Origin of the sequence: Methanosarcina spelaei, from assembly GCF_002287235.1 — an archaeon.
Classification (GTDB): Archaea; Halobacteriota; Methanosarcinia; order Methanosarcinales; family Methanosarcinaceae; genus Methanosarcina; species Methanosarcina spelaei.
On the sequence record NZ_LMVP01000008.1, the window covers coordinates 1 to 17,182 of the forward strand.

General features: G+C 33.5%; 13 protein-coding genes and 1 pseudogene. 7 read left to right on the forward strand and 7 right to left on the reverse strand.

The features are described 5' to 3' along the window. Nucleotides 1-50 precede the first annotated feature (50 nt). From ASJ81_RS00915 to ASJ81_RS24520, 4 genes are all read right to left on the reverse strand, one after another. Nucleotides 51-1,283, reverse strand: coding sequence for a tetratricopeptide repeat protein (locus ASJ81_RS00915; protein WP_095642824.1), 1,233 nt, complete (start codon nt 1,281-1,283; stop codon nt 51-53). A 193-nt stretch (nt 1,284-1,476) separates the two neighbouring features. Continuing rightward, entirely contained in the window at nt 1,477-3,081 is a 1,605-nt protein-coding gene (locus tag ASJ81_RS00920) for a hypothetical protein (RefSeq protein WP_095642825.1), read from the reverse strand. Between the two features lie 741 nt (nt 3,082-3,822). Next, the gene (locus ASJ81_RS24735; protein WP_095642826.1) at nt 3,823-4,503 is read right to left on the reverse strand and encodes a DUF1673 family protein; all 681 of its coding nucleotides are present in this window, start codon (nt 4,501-4,503) and stop codon (nt 3,823-3,825) included. A 7-nt stretch (nt 4,504-4,510) separates the two neighbouring features. Beyond that, nucleotides 4,511-4,654, reverse strand: coding sequence for a pentapeptide repeat-containing protein (locus tag ASJ81_RS24520; protein WP_095642836.1), 144 nt, complete (start codon nt 4,652-4,654; stop codon nt 4,511-4,513). Nucleotides 4,655-5,197: 543 nt separating this feature from the next. Here ASJ81_RS24520 and ASJ81_RS00935 point away from each other — a divergent pair. The 5 genes from ASJ81_RS00935 (at nt 5,198) to ASJ81_RS00955 (ending at nt 11,177) form a co-directional block, all read left to right on the forward strand. Next, nucleotides 5,198-6,184: an AAA family ATPase gene (locus ASJ81_RS00935; protein ID WP_095642827.1), complete on the forward strand. Its 987-nt coding sequence runs from the start codon at nt 5,198-5,200 to the stop codon at nt 6,182-6,184. Between the two features lie 202 nt (nt 6,185-6,386). Then, a complete protein-coding gene (locus tag ASJ81_RS00940) occupies nt 6,387-7,262 on the forward strand; it encodes a DUF58 domain-containing protein (protein WP_095642828.1) in 876 nt (291 codons plus the stop codon). 4 nt (nt 7,263-7,266) lie between these two features. Then, nucleotides 7,267-8,217 carry a vWA domain-containing protein gene (locus tag ASJ81_RS00945; protein ID WP_095642829.1) on the forward strand — a complete coding sequence of 317 codons (951 nt, stop codon included), beginning with the start codon at nt 7,267-7,269 and terminating at the stop codon, nt 8,215-8,217. After that, complete coding sequence (locus ASJ81_RS00950; protein WP_095642830.1) at nt 8,214-9,788, forward strand: hypothetical protein; 1,575 nt, start codon at nt 8,214-8,216, stop codon at nt 9,786-9,788. Before ASJ81_RS00945 ends, ASJ81_RS00950 begins: the two co-directional genes overlap by 4 nt. A gap of 660 nt (nt 9,789-10,448) precedes the next feature. Continuing rightward, the gene (locus ASJ81_RS00955; protein WP_095642831.1) at nt 10,449-11,177 is read left to right on the forward strand and encodes an AAA family ATPase; all 729 of its coding nucleotides are present in this window, start codon (nt 10,449-10,451) and stop codon (nt 11,175-11,177) included. Between the two features lie 817 nt (nt 11,178-11,994). On the opposite strand, the gene ASJ81_RS00960 is transcribed toward ASJ81_RS00955, so the two are convergent. The 3 genes from ASJ81_RS00960 to ASJ81_RS00970 are packed head-to-tail and all read right to left on the reverse strand — an operon-like array spanning nt 11,995 to nt 14,306. After that, entirely contained in the window at nt 11,995-12,504 is a 510-nt protein-coding gene (locus tag ASJ81_RS00960) for a hypothetical protein (RefSeq protein WP_095642832.1), read from the reverse strand. Beyond that, nucleotides 12,494-13,567, reverse strand: coding sequence for a dsDNA nuclease domain-containing protein (locus ASJ81_RS00965; RefSeq protein WP_095642833.1), 1,074 nt, complete (start codon nt 13,565-13,567; stop codon nt 12,494-12,496). Before ASJ81_RS00965 ends, ASJ81_RS00960 begins: the two co-directional genes overlap by 11 nt. Nucleotides 13,568-13,577: 10 nt before the next feature. Further along, nucleotides 13,578-14,306 (reverse strand): hypothetical protein, encoded by a 729-nt coding sequence (locus tag ASJ81_RS00970; protein WP_095642834.1) that lies wholly within the window; start codon nt 14,304-14,306, stop codon nt 13,578-13,580. Between the two features lie 1,476 nt (nt 14,307-15,782). On the opposite strand from ASJ81_RS00970, the gene ASJ81_RS00975 reads away from it, so the two are divergent. After that, a complete protein-coding gene (locus ASJ81_RS00975; RefSeq protein ID WP_095642835.1) occupies nt 15,783-16,259 on the forward strand; it encodes a hypothetical protein in 477 nt (158 codons plus the stop codon). A 608-nt stretch (nt 16,260-16,867) separates the two neighbouring features. Further along, nucleotides 16,868-17,152 (forward strand): annotated as a pseudogene (locus ASJ81_RS00980) (DUF6444 domain-containing protein); the annotation flags it as partial. Nucleotides 17,153-17,182 lie beyond the last annotated feature (30 nt).

Genomic DNA, 17,182 nt, shown 5'->3' on the forward strand with positions numbered 1-17,182 from the left:
GGAAATGCTAACATTCAGGTGTTTTAAAACATCAATCGGATAAAAATGGATTATCTAATTTTTAATGATTCATTAAAGGCATTTATAGCATTTTTAGTATTTTTTTCCTTATTTTCAAGATTAGATAAAAAAATATAAGCAGAGCCTATATTATGTTGGATCATCGCATAATCGAGAGGATGAGTAAGGACTGAATATATTTTTAGGGCTTCCTGAGAACAAGCAATAGAATTGATTATGTTCATTTTCGGTTCCTCAAACTCAGCCAGTTGACAATAAGTTACGCCTAGATCAATTTGAACAGCTGCATAATCCAATGAGTAATTTTCTATTGTATAAATTTTCAAAGCTTCCATACCATGATATAAGCTCTGTTTTAGATTTTCATATCTCCGTTCACTTACTATTTCAGATAGAAACCCATATGCATTACAAAGATTAATTTGAGTTTTTGCATAATCAGTTGGTGAGGTCTCTATTTTTCTAACCTTTAATGCTTCGTTGAGAGCCTTTATACTTTTTTCAATGTATTCTAAATTGCCTTGAAATTTACCCCAATTATAATAAACCTCTCCGATTTTGTTCTGAGTTTTAGCGTACAAAATAGGGTGACTATTAATGGTTACAATATCTAAAGTTTTGTTGAAAGTATTGATGGCCTTCTCTAAATTTACGATACTATCATGAGTTTCTGATAGCTTAAGATATGTTGTCCCGAGATTATGCATTGTTTTCGCATAATCAAAAGGATCTTTCTCAAAAGTTCTGAATTTCAATGATTTTTCGTAAAAATAGATTGCATTATTAATATTATCTTCTGCATCTCTAATATCAGCTAGAACATAATATGCATTTCCAATATCATTTAGTGCCTTAGCATATGTTTCAGAATCCTTACTTAAATCCATAGCGTCCAATATTTCCTTAAATGCATAGACTGCGTTCTTTGCATTTACTTCAGTATTCTCAAAGCTGGCTAGTGCCATATAAGAGGACCCCAAAACTCCTTGAATCTTGATATACTCATATGAGTATTTTTTGTGTTTAAGTTCACCAATTACACTTTCACATTCTGTTATTGCTTTCTTAAATTGATTAGAGAAATAATAAAACTCAGCTTGAGAAATAACAAACTTTACTTTATTTCTTATTTTTTTAGTCTCATTTCTTTCTTGAAAAAGGTATAAAACAATAACAGCTGATATCACACTTACAATAATAGGGATTATAATATGTTCTGATAAAGGAGCAATTAAACTGCTAACAAAACTAGAATTATTCATAATACAAATCTTATTTTCTTAATAATAAACTGAACTATTTGATTTTATTGTTCGATAATGTCAGATCTATAGTCTTTTCCGTCGTTTTAAAGGGTCGATCTTATGATTTTTGATTTCGTCCTTTATCCTAAGTATGTGACAGTATTGAATTAATTACGAACTGATTCAACCAATTGTCCTTTTGTGTTTTAGATTACTCATCTTTTCTTTCGCTGACAATTAATATTATGATACATCTTTTATTATCTTTTGAGGGGACTTTAATAAACTTTAAATCTAAATCTTTATGATTCTCTTTTAATTTTTTTTCCAAATTGTACATTCTATCATCACTAAACTTAGAAATTGGAATCGGCTCAAACTCTTTACTTTTTTCATCAACACCAAGTAGGTACAGCTTAATCTTTGAGTATCTAATTTTTTTAGAAATATCGTCTGTCAGGTTTTGTAAAATTCTTTGATCTTTTCCAGTAATAAATTCACGCCCTTTCAATTCGAAAACATCGTTCTCAGAGTTTACGAATTTAGAATAAAACGAGTCACTTATTAAAGTAGAATTTGCTAACATATCTAAGAAATTACAAATATCTTTGTTTGTATTTTCCATAGAAAGCATTTTTATTGCTGTATAAAGTAGGATACTATCGAAAGAGTCCTTAATTTCCAAACTATGATAAAAATTTAAAATAATATTCGAAACTTTTTGATTTAACTTATTATAAATTTCCATATTTTTAATTTTAACTGGTTTTGGACTAAATTCTACACCTGGATGATAAATTCTAATTACTTCACTGTTTGTTAACTTCGATCTTATTTTCAACAAAAAAGATGGTCTAATTTCTATGTCTTTGTTGCAAAATATTATTTGAAAATGAGGATTATGTTTAGACAAGCTATATTGCTGATCTAAACTTGCAAGATCATATTCATCATCAATAATTTTTGTAATAAGAGGTAAGATGGAATGGCTCTTAATTTTATTATATTCTTCTTTGTAGTGGCTTAAATTATACCTTTTAGCATAGAAATCTTGAAGAAAATCTTCGAAGCTTTTGTAAGGCTTTTTGCCAACTCTTATTATTGATAAAGGAATGTTATTTATCGGGGAAGGTAAAATCAATTGATTGTCTTCAATTTTAAATACCTTACTTTTAATGAACTTACTTTCAAAATCTTCATCGCTAAATTCAAGCGCAAAGGAAGTTCCATTAATTTCACCACAAAATTTGTTTACACCTCCTAAGTACTCGAAAGCTTCTTTTTCACTTAGTCCCAACCAATTTGCAAAGAATACAGAAGCATTCTCTTCATAGTACTTTACACGAACTTCTGTTCCTTCTCTCTCAAAACAGACAAATCTTAACACGTTATCTTTGTCAAGCATCCTATCAATAACTTCCCAATTCGGAGTTATAGTTTCTTCACCAAAAACACTATGAGCTAATAGAACGCGATTTGAAGTGATTATACAAATAGCGTATTTTTCTTCAGTTCTCATTCTTGTGTTCATATCATCGCTAAAATCGTTTAATATTTCTTTGACATCTCTTGTGTCTATTGTTGGATAATTGTTAAGAATTGAATATATCCAGTTTAAACAATTTGATTTCAATCTTATTTCTTCTAATTTTTTGATTTTCCCAAAACTTAATAATGAATCAATAACTTTAGATATTTTCTTTGCATCTATTATTCTATCCTTTTTGTCCTCTGTAATTAGAGCATCATTTACTTGTTTGGAAAAAACTAGAACCGGGTATTTGTCAATTTCTTCACTTAATAAATCAGTCTGCATCCTCTTACACCTCATAAATAGTAACTGAGATTTTACAAAAACTTTTGTTTTTGTTTTCTTTCATGAGTTTATATAATGGGATATGTTAAAGAGAAAAAAGATTTGACAATTTGAATCTCATTAGTACCAGTTTTATAATTCAACTCCAAAATTCACATTTTTAGAGAAAAAACCACATCTTAATGTATATTTTCAATATTTCGATTAGCTAATAAGCTCAAAAAAATGGCTCTTCACTATTTCGAGTGGGTAATTCACATTTAGTTCCCAAATGTTGAAGTCACATAATTTATATATTAAAAACAGTCGTTGTTGAAAATCAAATTCAAGCTTGATGTTTCTCCTTTTGGCCTAGTTACTTTCTAACTGAGCAATTATTTTCAACCAACATAAAACAGCGAAGAGCCAAAAAAATTAATCACATATAGTGACTACTCATCTGCATTCGGAAGTATGTTATAACTCGTTACTCCATTGTGAACACGACGTCTTATGGATAAGAAAAAAATCGCCGGGTATAACTGATATAGAAGCTATGGAATTCTGAGATCTTTAATGGAAAACGAAAATTTCTAATGTCCTCAGGCCCAATATTTTTTAAGTCAATAGGAACTTTGATATCCATAACTTTTGCTTCTCTGTTTTTGCTTCTTTTTTGCCAGCGACCGCCCGATAATTGCTGCTTTGCAGCATGCGGGCTTTAGGAAGTGTTATTTGATTTCTAAATTTTTCCTGTTGAGTTTATATTTTAAGCAGACCTGTAAGCTCTTCAGGGTCATCAGTGAAGAACCTAAGTTTCAGATTTGAGTACGTAGTAACGCTAATCATCTGCTGGTAAGGTGCCATAAGCTCGAATTTATAAAGCTGCGCAATTAAAAATGCTACTAAAATAGAATTCATCAGAAACAGGTTGAGTACAATATAGTATGGAAATTCTTTTTGCAGATCTTGTAAAGCTTTCGTTACCGTATCTTTAAGGAAAAATACTAACAAAATAATATACGTTAAACGGACCACCCAGCGTAGAGAATGAATTTTACTCTCTGTTATTGAAATCTCCATGATATCTGTTTTTTCGATCACAAAGGGATTACGCATGGGTTTCTTGATTATTATTTTTTTAGACATTACTTCAACGGTACAGGGATAATTATAAAATAATATGGAAAGAGGAATAAGTAACCAGATAAGGCCTGAAAATAAAAATACAATTAATAAAATTAAAAAAGGGCCTTCCGGAACATGTATCCATAGAAGTGTAGAGGCCGTTTCTGCGAAAATACCAACTGCAAATATAATACCAACTGTTAATACAAGTTTAAGTGTCTCCCTATCGAAAAGAAAGCTGGCTCGGGCCTTAAGAATTTTGCTTTCCTGCAGGCTCGCAGGAGAAGAATTCAAGTGAGTGGTTTCATTTCCCAATTTAAATCTATCCTACAAAATCTGTCTTATCGAAATCTGCCTTATCGAAATCTGCCTTATCGAAATCTGCCTTATCGAAATCTGTCTTATCGGAATATATCCTGTCAAAATCTGTCCTGTCAAAATCTGTCTTATTAATTTTCCATATGATACTTCATCATAAAATTATAAAAGCTTTTCACAAAAGTTTTTCATAAAAGATTTTTATACTTCATACATATAATAAAAACGATAATTGCTTATTACACTTTATGAGGAATTTGGACATTTTATAATAAATATACATAAACATTAGGGTGTCTCGTATGTCAAAATAATTCATAAATATGTGTAATTCGACTGTTGTACCAAAATTTTTTTGACTTTCTAATTTAACATTTCGTATATATTCGTTACCAACTAACCAAACTTTATTAATTTGAAAAATATATTTTATGTCCGAAGTGTCCCGCACTTTGCAGGATAGCCTGGGCAAAAGAACTCAAAACACTGAATAGAGTATTAGATTTTCAAAAAAACCAAAAGGTGCACTAACAGCGCAAAAAGCTATTTGTAGTTGGTTTAAACGGTTCACTGAGATTCCTAAGATTCACTAAGGTTCACTGAGATTTACTAAATTCACTAAAATTCACTGATTCACTAACTTTCTGAACTGTACGCTTTGCTATTACTATTCTTCACCGCAGGTGGGTAAATGGACGAAAACATTCAGAAGCTCAATGAAAGAGCGAGCTACTATTCCGAGCAGATTTCAAAACTAAGAGTTGAAATCAAAAACACGATAATCGGACAGGACGACATTATTGACAATATGCTTATAGCATTGATCTCTCAGGGTCATATTCTGCTTGAAGGGGTTCCTGGACTTGCAAAGACTCTCATGGCCAGGACAATGGCAGAATGCCTTGACTGTGAGTTTGTGAGACTTCAATTCACACCTGACCTGCTGCCTGCAGATATAACAGGTACCAAAATCTACAACCACAATGAAGCTTCCTTTTTTACACTTAAAGGCCCGATTTTTGCTAACTTTATCCTTGCCGACGAGATAAACCGTGCTCCTCCAAAGGTCCAGTCAGCACTTTTGGAAGCGATGCAGGAAAGACAGGTAAGTATACAGGGAGAAACCTTCAAACTCGAGCGTCCTTTCCTTGTAATGGCAACACAGAATCCTATAGAATCAGAAGGTACCTATAAGCTGCCTGAAGCACAGGTAGACAGGTTCATGTTCAAACTTCTTATTGATTATCCCACAAAGGATGATGAAATTGAGATCATTGAGAGGTTTACTCAGGGTATACAGCTTCATATATCGAAGATATTAACATCCGGACAAATTATTGAAGTTCAGGATTTCAATCCCCTGATATACGCTGACAGAAAGATCAAAGACTATGTGGCACAGGTTGTGGATGCAACGAGACATCCGCAGGCTTATGGTGTTGACGCTGAAGGATACATAGAATACGGAGCATCTCCACGTGCATCCTTATGGCTTATCCTTGCTGCAAAAGCACATGCAATGCTTGACGGAAGAGGATATGTGATCCCTGAAGACGTAAAAGCTGTTGCATACAATGTGCTCCGGCATCGTATACTTCTTAACTACGAGGCGGAAGTTGAAGATGTTACCAGCGACCGGATAATTGCACAGATACTAAATAAAGTAAAGGTGCCCTGAGCGACCAAAGAGTGACAAAATCAAAATTTTCACCAGTGAAGAAAGACTAATACACAAATTTTCCGCTAGTGAAAAAGTCTACAAATCACATAGTCTGCGAATCACATAGTTTACAAATCACATAGTTTATAAATCACATAGTTTACAAATCACATAGTTTACTAATCACATAGTTTACAAATCACATCGGATTGTGTGCTATATGCAGCGTGCAAAAGAAGTTATTCAGCAAGTAAAGCGTATAGAGATCAGCACAAAACAACAGGTAGAGGGACTGATCACTGGAAATTATCATTCTGTGTTCAAGGGTCAGGGTATCGATTTTTCCGAGATCAGAGAATACAGGGCAGGTGACGATGTCCGTGCAATTGACTGGAAGGTTACTGCAAGGTTCAATCGTCCTTTTATTAAAGAGTTTGTTGAAGAAAGAGACCTGCGTGTATATTTTGCTATGGATATGTCGGCTTCCGGAAGTTTCGGAAGTAATATCACAAAAAAGCAAAAAGCAATAGATATAGCAGCAAGCTTGATGTTTGCAGCCATGGAAAATAACGATAACGTCGGGCTTTTCATTTTTACCGAAGGGATTGAAAAGTACATTCCGGCCAGAAAAGGCAGGAAACATGTTCTTAAATTGCTCAGCACGTTGATTTCTTACGAACCTGTTGCAAAAAGGACAGACATCATGAACAGTATGGAAGCCATTGCCATGCTGCTCAAAAGAAGAAGTATCGTTTTTGTAATCTCGGATTTTTGTTCTGATGACTTTTCAAAGCCTCTTAAAGTGATGAAAAACAGACATGATATCGTAGCATTAAGAGTAACTGACAGACGTGAACATGAACTCCCTGACGTTGGTTTTATCGAACTGGAAGACGAGGAAACCGGTGAGCAACTTCTGGTAGATACTTCCAACGAAGATTTCAGGATGCGCTATGCAGAACTTGTCATGGAACATAACGAATCCTTACAGAAACTATTCAGGAAAATGAAGATCGACAAGGTTGACCTTTTTACGGATGAACCATATGAAATCGCACTTAAGAAATTTTTCAGGACCAGAAAAGTAAGGAGATAAAATCATGACAGGTTTTGACTCTCCTTATATTCTTACATTCTTGCTGATAATTCCGCTTATTTATTATTTTCATAAAAAGGCCAGGATACGGAAAAAGAATGAAGCGATAAAATTCAGTAACCTCGCCTTTATCAAATCTGCATTAGGTGACACTAAAAAGTCAAAAAGAGATGTACATCTTTTTTATCTGTCGCTGGTGGCCATCGGCTTGATGATAATAGGTTTTGCAAACCCTCATATCCCTCTGGAACAAACCAAAGAAGGAGTAAATGTTGTACTGGTAATGGATGTTTCAGGAAGTATGCAGGCCCAGGATTACACTCCATCAAGGCTGGAAGCAGCGAAATCCTCGGCTGAAATACTGATTAATTCTCTTAAAAGTAAGGATTATGCGGGAATTGTTACTTTTGAGTCCGGAGCTACCACTGCAGCTTATTTGAGTCCTGATAAAGATAAAGTAATTGAAAAACTTCGCAATATTGCACCAAAAGAAGGCAGCACTGCTATAGGGGATGGGCTTAGCCTTGGGATTGACATGGCTTCTTCCATTCCAAACAAGAAAAAAGTAATCATATTGTTAAGTGACGGTGTGAGTAATGCAGGTTATATTAGCCCTGACGAAGCGATCCGGTATGCGAAAGCTAACAACATTCAGGTCTACACTATCGGTATGGGTTCAAACAATAATGTGTTACTTGGATACGACTGGTTTGGGAACCCTCAGTATGCAGAACTTGATGAAGCTACACTGCAGGCCATTGCAAATGATACCGGAGGAAAGTATTTCAAATCTGTCGATGACAAAACACTGGATGAAATTTACAAAGACATTAGCGAGAACATAAAAAGAGAAAAAGAAGAAACAAACATCAAAGACTGGTTCTTCTTTGCAGCGCTTCTGGCATTACTTATCCAGATATATTATAGATACGGAAAAGGAAGGATACTGCAATGATAAGAAAATCCATTGCCATTTTTTCACTTTTCTTGCTACTGGCACCTGTAGCTTATGCCGAAGGGAATATAACATTTTCAATTCCTCAAAAAGATTATTATTTCCTGATCGGAGAACAAGCCTATATTCCTCTCAATATTTCTAATTCAGGTAATAATGATATAAACGGCATCCTGGGATACACAATCACACAGGAAATTAACAGCGGATCGGTTCACTTTTCAAGTTCCAACTCCAAATCAACGAGCCTTCAGGTAAACAAAGGCAATTCCACGGTTAACCTTGGGTTCGGGAGCAGCGATAAACCTGAAACTTTGAATGTGTCACTCAATTTCAATTACGATGATAATGGAAGCAAAGTTGTCAATCTTGGCGACATTGCCATACATTTTGTTGAAAATAAATCCGATAAACAAAATCAGGCCAATCCGATGCAGAGCTCTTCACAGGAAGCATCCCCCACACAGCAAACAACGGACCCGTTTGCACAACAAGAACAGCAAATGGCACAACAAGAACAGCAAATGCAGCAAATGATGCAACAGATGGCCAATCAGCAATCTTCAGCGCAAACCCCCCAGCAGGCTGCACAAAACAGTCAACCGGATCAGGATACTTCAGCACTAAAAGAGCAGATGCAAAAACAGGTACAACAACAGCAAGAAACGCAGCAGCAGTTCCAGCAGCAAATTGCAGCTTCTCAGGACTTCCAGAAGGCAAACCGGGAATTATCTAATCTGGGATACAATTTGACGTCTATGAATGCTAACCCTTCATCAAATAATACAGGAACCTTTACGGCAAGCTATGATAAACAAAATGGTGATAAGGCAAGCATTCAGGGAGAAATGAATAATGGTACAATGAAGAGTCTGCAGACGGATACGGCAGAAGACAGGCAAAAAATGATAGACTTGCTTTCTCAGAATAAGGACTTCCAGAAGTATCTGAAGCAGTTGCAGGATGATGGTTTTAACGAAGTCGATTCAACGTTTTCACGGGAGAACAACACTACGGCTCTTCATATACAATATGAAAATGCCAACAATGAAACAGCACAGATAAACGCCGGATTTGTAAACGGCAGCGTTGATCATGTCGAACTTGTAAGAGAGCAGGAAAGGAACCTTTATCCTATCTATCTTATAGGAATTCTGATATTGCTTGCCCTTGCTTATCTGGTGTACAACAAATATTCAGGTAAAAAAGAGCAGAAAACGTTAGTTGAGGAAAAGATACAACTTCAGCAAGAAAATTTTGACTTCAGGAAAGAAGCAGAAAAACTTATAGAAAAATCAATATCGCTATATGAAGAAAAGCAGTTCAAGGAAGCTTATGGAACTGCTGCACAGGCCTTGCGGTTGTATCTGAGCTATAAACACGGATTAAAGAGAGAAGTTACAAACTCCGAATTGATAAATTACCTGAAAAGTAAAGGTGTAGAATATGAGAAATTCGACAGATACTTACAATTATCCAGCCTGGTCGAATTTGCAAAACATATGCCTGATGATGGTGAGTTTGAGGAGATGATTAAAACTATTAAGAACACTATGAAGGAGGAAAAATAATTGAACATATTACTCTAAAAATAAAAGTGGGGAGTTGAAACTCAGTCGTTGATACAATCGAGAAAATGAGAGATGTTCAACCTTTGTTTTATTCTCATCTAATGGAAGAACAAAGACGGCAAACCTTTTATTTTTTAATATGTAGTGGAAGATATATAGGTAAAAGGACTTGCTGATTTTTCATCATGCTTACTTATTCATATTTTTTACTTATTATATAGATTTCCACTATTACACATTTCTTTCCATTAATTACACATTAGTTTCCATTAATTACACATTAGTTTCCATTAATTACACATTCTTTTCATTTGATAGACGCTATTCTACTTATTACATATTGCTTTCAATTTATTATATATTTCTCATTAAATAACTCTATCTTTTCTCTAATAAGGATGGATAGTCTGTATGATCAATGGCAAAATCATAACTCTTATCTTGTTTTAAGGTTTTATTAGTCCTTGAAGGAGAACCTTCTCATTAGACTTAATAAGTTTTATTAAAATATGAACTATCTAAAGCCCTGGTTATTGCCTTAAATCTAAGAAGCCTCATGCCCATATTTTTGTTACATGAACCCAAACGCAGTGGCAAGATATAGTATCGTTAATTACTCAAGAATGGCTTCGTAGACTTATTTTTCATGGAGACGAATCAATGAAATCTAGTGAATTAGAACAATACATAAGGTCTATAAAACTGGATCGAGAAAAAGTACCCTCGTTTTCCGAATACCCGTTTAATTTGTCTGCGATAAGAGAGCTACACTCACTATCATTTCATCCTAAAGTCACGTTTATTATTGGAGAAAATGGTTCCGGGAAATCTACAATTTTAGAATCAATAGCTGTTGCATATGGGTTTAATGCAGAAGGCGGAACAAAGAATTTTAATTTTACATCTAGAGCAACGCATTCTAATTTAAATAATTATATAAAAGTTGTTAAAGGTATTAAAAAACCTCGTACTGGTTTTTTCTTAAGGGCGGAAAGTTTTTACAACTTTGCTTCAAATGTTGATGATTTGGAAATAATCAATTCTTATGGTGGCCGTTCGTTACACGAACAATCCCATGGAGAAGCGTTCTTCTCAGTATTTTTAAATAGATTTACTGGTGAGGGTATCTATATATTAGACGAGCCTGAAGCAGCGTTATCACCGTCACGGCAAATGTCTATGCTTACCAGAATGCACGAGTTAGTAACAGAAGGGTCCCAGCTTATTATTGCGACGCATTCACCGATAATAATGGCATACCCCCAGGCCGTGATCTACCAAATTAAAGACGGATTTGAACAAATAGGTTATGAGGAAACAGAACATTATCAAGTTATGAAATCTTTTCTAAATAATACGCAGAAGATGCTTAACATTTTATTAGAATAATCTTCTAGAATAACCTTCTAGAATAATCTTCTAGAATAACCTTCTAGAATAATCTTCTAGAATAATCATTCTGAAAAATCACAAATCTCAAAAAGTCATTGAGTAGAAAATTCCATATCTTGAGATTCATTACCTATAGTACACAAAAATCTGACTTTGAATTTACTGCAAATTTACGGCACTGCTTTTTCCATATAGTCCCACTATACTACCACTATACTACCACTATACAGTCAGCGCGAAGGGAAAGACCCGCCTGATCGTTAATGGGATTTCTTAAACGGCGGCCAACCGAAGTGATGTGCAATTAGCAGATATGCCAATACCACGATCAGGACCCGTGTGAGTACGAATTCAAAGTAGTTTGTTATAAAGTGTGCAAAGCCTTCCGATGTGGCGTTTACTGGTGTCATGCTGTGATATATGCTGGCCAACTGTGATAAAATTGTCTAATGGTCTGCTATGAATCGTGTGCTGTCAAATCGCGCCGCTTTCGCGTGCTTTCCTTCCTACTTATGTGTTTCTCTATGTTTTTTTGCGTTAATTATACGGTAATCTCTGATATGTTGCATATTCCTATATGATATAAAATAATTGAGTTTAGAAAAGCATAGTAAGAAGAAACGCACAAAAATAAAAGAGTAAAAAAGTCAAAGATAAAATAAAAAAATATCAATAGAGAAAATCAATTGACTCTGCTATGAAAGAATCAAAAATAGGTAATATTCAGAGCACTGGTGATCTTGTACAAATCTTTAATTATTTCACCACCCTTCATAATTCGAAAATATTGATACTTATTAATAAGTGAGTGGAATTAAATACAAAACAAATTAACACAAGCATGTTCAGAAATAGGACTAACTGGTTCTAATTTAATGTATATAGACTCACTGTCTGATGTATACGTCCTTAAATTGTGATCACTAAAGTACTCTTCACCAATAGAGTTTAACTCACTATATTTCTTCCAAAAATAGCCATAAGCTTTCTTGCCAGAAAAACTAAAATTAATCTCATTTTGTAATGTGAAATTGCTAAGAAACTTAGTAGTATACAAAAATTTTTTCAATCCATTAATCAGTTCTCTTACCAGATTTTCATCAAAGCATTCTTTTTCAGATCCGTAATCTTTCCTTACATATATTCTACCATCTTCATGAACTCTTATCTTGTAATTATTGAAATTATCTGAAAGCAATAAATAATTACCAGACACCTTATGAATAATATTATACAAATTACTACGTTCCAGTGAACTTTCAATTAAGGCAAGATCGATCTTTTTACATGGATCACGCAAAAGGACATCAATCTCAGCTTTCATTTTCTACATCCCCCAGTTCTATCCCAAATTTTGCCGCTGTCTGTTGCATAGAAACGATTGCATGTTTATAATTTGTCTCATGTAACCATAAATCATTTTTTAATTCTGCGATCTTGCTAGCTGTTACTTGTACCCTATTCAAATCGCTTGAAATTATATCACATGCTTCATCAATTTCTTCTAAGGGGAAATCAGATATCCCTTTTAAGCTATCTATATGATAAATAAAACGTTTAGATGCTTTTCTCACTGGTGAAACCATATTTCTAATCAAATCATCTTTATCAGAATAATCTTCTTTGACCCCGTACTTAGTCTTTATGGTCTCTAGATCTAATAAACTTTTATGAATCTCTGGTTTGGAATATGAGGTATTTTCCTCATTATTTACAATTGGCTTTAAATCCTTTCCTATTAATTGTTCTATCTGTCTTCTTGTTATTCTTCCTTGTTGTTTCTCTGAAAAAAATTGCATGATTTTTGCTAGTTCCGTCCGTGGCTCACGCACATTGGATTTATTCATTGATTCCACAATTTTAGATTGTATCTGCTCCAAAGTAAAACTATGCTGAATATTAAATCCCCAAAAGAATCTATTTAACTCTTCTCTTTCTCTTCCATTTTTCATTTTCTTGTAATCTCGCTCGCAAAACTTCAAAGAGCCTTCAAATTGAGTAAATGAAATCCCCTGTTCATGGAGAGAATTACAATTTTGGTAAAAACGCCTTAGAGAATTATCCCATGAAACATTAGTTACTAAAGTGCTAAGAATAGCTTTATCACTATGTTTTTCTAAAGCAGTAATGTAAGCGTTCCATAACTGTGGAAATACATCGGCCCTAAACTTCCCCAAGCTAAATGATCCAGTGCTCAGCTGTTTTACTTGAATGTACTCTATACTATTTCTATCAGGGCCTTCATTAATTATAGAAATATCTTCTCCATCAACTTCATATTCAATTTCACTAACACCATTAGCGATTAAATAATAAACAGCTACGAGCTTTTGATAATTATATCCTTTCTCACTAGTGACGCCACTAGTATCTCCAAAACCAGACATTTTAATTCACCTAATTATCATTTTTAGGTGCAGATTCCACTAAAGATGTTTCAGGTTGCTTACTATCTGACTCCACGGAGTTGAAAAGATCTTTCATTTTAGCAGTTAACTTTTCTAATTGTTCTATTTTTTTCAGATCAAAAGACAAAATCAATTCTTTATCGATTAATTCAATTGTTTCAATAGCTTCTTCTAAAAACGATGACGATAACCTTATACTATCTTCCAAGTCGAAATTAAATTGTATTATTTGATGATCCATTTTATGAACACGTAATTGAAGTTGTATGTTTTCTTTTGATATAACAATGGGTGAAATAGAATAACTTGCCCAATGGCATGGATCTTCTTTAAATCTTATAATATCTTCAAGTGTAGATCCGTACTTAGCAGACAGCTCAAAAACAAAATCATAGGTCTTTTTTGTAATCAGTTTCTCTTCATCTAATTTATTTAGTACAATGTTAAGATTGTCATAGTGTTGAAGAATAATGAGTAAAAAAGTTGCAGATTGATTAGATAATAATGCTTTAAGACTATTCCCAAGTACTGATTTAAAAAGTGGATCTGGACCTAACACATTTAAAGAACTACTCAATTTATAATCTATAATTGATTTAATTAATTCTCTTTTTGACGGATCTAACATATCTAATTCTTTATTTGCAGTAATTATGAGGTCCCTCTCTTCTGGATCGATAACACACTCTTTTTTATTCCCTTTCGTTATAACTTTCATTAAAATCTCCACCCAATTTACAAACACCATGGTTCATATACAAATGCAATTAATACAATGGTTAATATATAAACGCAATTTAAGAAATAAAAGGTAATATATATAATAAAAAACTGGTTTAACCTTTTATTCTATTATCTTTTAACTTAAGATGTATTCTGTTTTCTTATAACCAAGGAAGTATAATTACTTTCTGATTAATGAGCGTTTAGACCTACAGCATATAACTGTTAAATATGAATTTAAGGTTCTCTTTAGCCTAATCTGCTTTATCAAGTTCTTTCCTCGATGTCACCAAAATTTCCACCATTGTTTCCTCTCGGTGACTTCTGCTAAAAGTTTCATATTTAACTTGCTGTTTTCTTGAATTAAGCTCTGAATATGTACAGCTTGTTTTTGTGTGACTTCATTAAGCTGTGTTATCTGTTCATTCTTTGTGTGCAGTTTTAGGGGATTCTTCTTTTATAATTCTCTTTTGTTTTATCTATATTTTTCTTACCTTTTTTTGCTGTCAAAGTTAGGGTCATCGATAGGAAAAAATTCATGGTACAAAAGTATAATGTCCCATGATAACGTTTATAGCTATTTTGAGGGGTTTTCATTCCATAGTCTCTGGAATGATTATGAACCTAAACACATAGCAAGTCTTAGACGTTAGTGATTTTTAACGGCGAGTAAACAAGAAGTAGTCTGATAAGAAGGAGAATTTTCGAATTTAGAGATGATTTTGTAGAGTAAATTATTGAGAGTAATCAAATTCAAGTAATTTTTGAGAATATAATATATAGTGTTACAAAGCTCTGTGAATTTATTGCGATTTGTGAGATTTATTTGCTTTTTAGTAGTTATTTGTTTCTTATGAACCGGTTTGTATCTAGAAAAATACTCCAGCTATTTTTGAGTAATATATTATTTGTCAGCCCTGAGATTTAGCCCCTAAATCAAGAACATGGCTACAGTTTTAGAGTAAATAGTGTTGTAGCATAATTTTTAACTATTGAGCCTTTCCCCAAACCTATTTGCTTCTAGATAATTATGAGTTTTATTTTAGTGATTAGTAATTCAACTGACTGTTCTGAATACAAAATTCAAAAATCAAGTTTTGAGTTTCAGGATAGGCTCGTTATGTAGTATTTTGATTCGCATTCGCATAGGTAAATTACGAACGTCTTGTATAAATGTTTGTATATCGAAGCATCCTGCAAAACTAGATTTTTGCAATGGAGCCATTTCACCTGCAAAGTGCTTCCATTTAAAGGAATTTACTGGCATAACATATACTCCTACATTTCTATTATTTCAGTAAATTCCTATCATAATTTTTTTGCAACGGAACCATCTTCTAACATTTAAGTGCTTCAAAATACCAATCATATAACGATGGATGACCTATAATAATTAACAACATTTATAATATATAGACACGATATCCCTAAAATGTTATAATTTGCTTAATATTTAAATGGAGGTGTTTTGATGAGAAAGGTTGTAACTTTACTAACTGTTATATTGTTGCTTTTAACACCAATAAACATTGTGGCTGCAAAGCCTTCGTTGGAATCCTTAGTAAATAAGTATAACAATGCTGTAGAAGAAGTTTTCTGGTGGAGTTCTCTTAGTGATTCTATTTCAAGAGGAGGAACTATTCAGGATATAGCCCTACGGGCAGTTGAAGATTATAGGTCAATTTCTTCAAAAGAAGATAGAAAATATACGGTGAAAAAGGCTATTGATGACATGGTTTTACTTAATAAACTTGCATATCAAGTCAATGTAAGTCCAAAAGTGAAATTGGTATTAAGTGCTGCTGCTCTATTGAATCATATAAAAGCAAGTTCAAAACTAAAAGCAGCTGAAAAAGAGCTAAGAAAATACTACCCTTATGATGCTAAACAAATAATTGATGGTCTTTCAGGTTATGGTGGCGGCGGAGGATCCTCCAGGACCTGGTAAAAATACATCATTGCCTAACAGTTGAAAGAAAAGCCTGTGCATGAATAAATTAGCACAGGCTTTTTTAGGTTCCGTTGCAAAAAATCTTAGAATAAGCATGTAAACTTATGGATAACAAACAAAAGTCAAAATTCAAAAAGATTTACTCCTATTATAGAACTATTCCAGATAATTGATTAATATATTTAGCTTTATTAAGAACAGAGTAATTTAAATTATTAATTTGTCTTTTGCTTGTGTTTTTTCCATTTGACTCACTTTCCGCAGATGTCTTCAAAAAAATAACATTTTTCCTGCTATCGTTTTTGGAACAATTATCCTAAAATTTGCATTTATCATCTCAACTGAAAACTAAGAAAATAGTTGCTGGAAGTTTTCAATGAAGGCAAAAGGTCGAAAATTTGGGAAAATTTCAAAAGCACACTTTTGAGTAACAAGGATGATTTTCAGAGAAAACGATAGCAGGAAAAATTATGAAAATTGAAAGGACATCTGCGGAAAGTCTGATTTGATACATATTTCGTTACTATTCAGGTAGCCTTTTTAGGGCTACACAATTTTTCCTCTTTTCGAGGAAAAATTGGATTTACAATGAGTTATTTCTATCTTTGATGAAACGTGAAGAGATTCTTGCTCTGTGTACTTCAAACCCTGAAGTTATTGCAACTTACATTGAGAGTCTTGAATCTCAAATAAAACAGCTTAGTGAAAAATTGCAAGTTTTAGAATCTCGCTTAAATCAAAATAGCAGAAACAGCAGTAAACCTCCTTCTACTGATTTTTTTGTCAAAGGAAAACCTAATCCCAAGAGTCTCCGTAAAAAGAGCGAAAAGAACCCTGGAGGTCAAGAAGGTCATCCAGGAACAACTCTTAAAATGGTTGATAATCCTGATTAGGTAATAGAGCATTCTTTGAACTGCTGC